This is a genomic window from Vibrio sp. 10N.222.48.A3, from assembly GCF_041475345.1.
GTDB classification, from domain to species: domain Bacteria; phylum Pseudomonadota; class Gammaproteobacteria; order Enterobacterales; family Vibrionaceae; genus Vibrio; species Vibrio tasmaniensis_A.
The window spans coordinates 1-2,149 of record NZ_JBFRVX010000119.1; the positions used below are offsets into that span (position 1 = coordinate 1).

Annotated in this window: 2 protein-coding genes; both read right to left on the bottom strand. The window is 45.4% G+C overall.

Going from position 1 to position 2,149, the window contains the following annotated elements; translation table 11 throughout:
• The coding region (locus tag AB4653_RS04480; RefSeq protein WP_372103429.1) for an anti-phage deoxyguanosine triphosphatase at positions 1-1,335 on the bottom strand (1,335 nt) is incomplete at its 3' end.
• A gap of 54 nt (positions 1,336-1,389) precedes the next feature.
• Positions 1,390-1,974: a 5'-deoxynucleotidase gene (yfbR, locus tag AB4653_RS04485; RefSeq protein ID WP_009847276.1), complete on the bottom strand. Its 585-nt coding sequence runs from the start codon at positions 1,972-1,974 to the stop codon at positions 1,390-1,392.
• Positions 1,975-2,149 lie beyond the last annotated feature (175 nt).

The following is a 2,149-nucleotide window of genomic DNA, read 5'->3' on the forward strand; positions in this document are numbered from 1 at the left end:
GGTATGAGCTGAGAACAGTTGCTGATGCATTTTCTGCGCAAGATCATCGGTCATTGATGAAATGTAATCCGCAATCACGCGCATTTTTCGAGACTCATCTTGATGTTGTAGCCATTGCTTCTTGATAGGTAGTGGCAGCAAGCGTTCAGGATCTGCGCTGAATGCTTCAAACATATCCATGATAATCTGCTGACCTTTATATTCTATCACTTGAACCTGTGGCACTTGAATCACGAACTCGCTGACAAAATGTTTCAGTTTGTCGAGTGTGGCGTCCATGCTCGGTTCAAGCACCGCATTGTAAGCAAGCAGTACATTCTCAAATCTAGCATCTACTCGTTCAATCGAAATACTGGTCAACAGAGCGTTGACTATCCCACCAATCGCATCCTTTCGACGATACTGCTCACCAGAGAAAAGCATCTCTGTGATTGAATCTAGGTGTTCACAAACCCAAGGGTCGGCCATCTCTTTAAGTTGAGGGTAAGCCGACTCGACCCATTGAGATTTGGTGACAGAGCCAAGCACAATCGCATCTTCTAAATCGTGCACGCCATACGCGATGTCATCAGCCAGCTCCATGATTGAACAATCAAGTGACTTATATTTGGTCTTATTGTGCTCAAGTGGCTCTGTATGCGTTTTTCTTTTCTGTTTTAGAAGCTGTTGGTCGCTGCTTGAAAGCGGCTCCATTACCCAGTTAAAAAGCTCTTCATCATGATCGTAGATGCCTTTTGCTGGCATCCAATCTTTGGCTCGGAGCTGTCGTTGATGCTTAACAGGCTCAGACTGTAATTTAGCTTGAACCTCACTAAGCAGAGAAGGGTACTTAATCAGACCTAACAGAGTTCGTCGAGACAGGTTCATCCCGTGATGTTCAGTGTAAGGTTCTAGCTGCGTGACAATGCGAAATGTTTGAGCATTGCCCTCAAAGCCACCATGATCGCGCATCATATAGTTCAACGCGACTTCGCCACCGTGCCCATAAGGTGGGTGGCCAATGTCGTGAGCAAGACACAATGAATCAATCAAACTGTCTGAAGGCAACAAATCTCGAAACTCGGGCTGCTTTTTTTTCAGCTGGGCAACGATACCGGTACCTAGCTGAGCGGCTTCTAGCGAATGAGTAAGGCGAGTTCGGTGGAAATCGTTTACCGTGGTGCCATGAACTTGGGTTTTTGCTTGGAGGCGGCGAAAAGCGGCAGAGTGAAGCACCCGCGCACGATCGCGTTGATACGGGCTACGGTGGTCATCACGCCTTATTTTATGTTCATCGTCATTTCGATGTTGCCATTCTTGTTCGAGTTCAAAGGGTGGTTCGAGTGGAGAATTCAAAATAGCACCTATCAAATTGATTTATTTAGCTAATTACATTCAACTTATACCCAGCTAGCTTATCTCGTCTAGTGATAATTCAAAGCTCGGCGCAAATGTGGTGAGAAAGTAGTCCATTTCCGGGCTTTTACGCTGTTCGAGAGTCTCTTCTAGTCGGCGTTTCGCTTGTTCGTACTCATGGTTGCCCGCACTGAGTTCCTCCAAACACTTGAGGTAAGCGCAGATAGTGTCGGCTTGCTTAACGATGCTTTGCTCTTCTTTGTTTGCTGTTCCAGATATCAAAAACGGGGAGAAGTCGTCTCGGAACTCTTCTGGCAGCATTGAAAGCAGTCTTTGCTCTGCTGCCGCTTCTATCTTCTTATACTCTTGTGCGATGTCTGGATTGTAGTATTTAACTGGCGTCGGCAAATCACCTGTTAGCACTTCACTGGTATCGTGGTACATGCCAAGCAGAGCAATGTGTTCTGGGTTGAGTTTGCCATCAAACTTCTTGTTTTTGATAAGCGCCAAGGCGTGGGCGACGAAAGCGACCTGTAGGCTATGCTCTGAAATGTTCTCGCTTGAGACTGAGCGCATCAGGGGCCAGCGTTGAATCAGCTTCATACGGGCAAGATGGGCAAAGAAATGGCTTTGTTTCATAAGAGTCCTTTTAGTACCAATCGTAGTAAATAACTGGTCATCCTAGCTTGTTAAAAAACTCGATAACTTTGTTAGAATTTTTGATTGTAGAATAACTACTTACCAAAAAAATCTGCCTTGTTCTCAAGTTTTTTCCCTGCGCTATTTCTGAAAACTTACTTACTGTGATTGGTAT

Bases quoted from the DNA above. Each gene is read 5' to 3' on its own strand.
- yfbR (WP_009847276.1), bottom strand. From the start codon at position 1,974: ATGAAACAAAGCCATTTCTTTGCCCATCTTGCCCGTATGAAGCTGATT.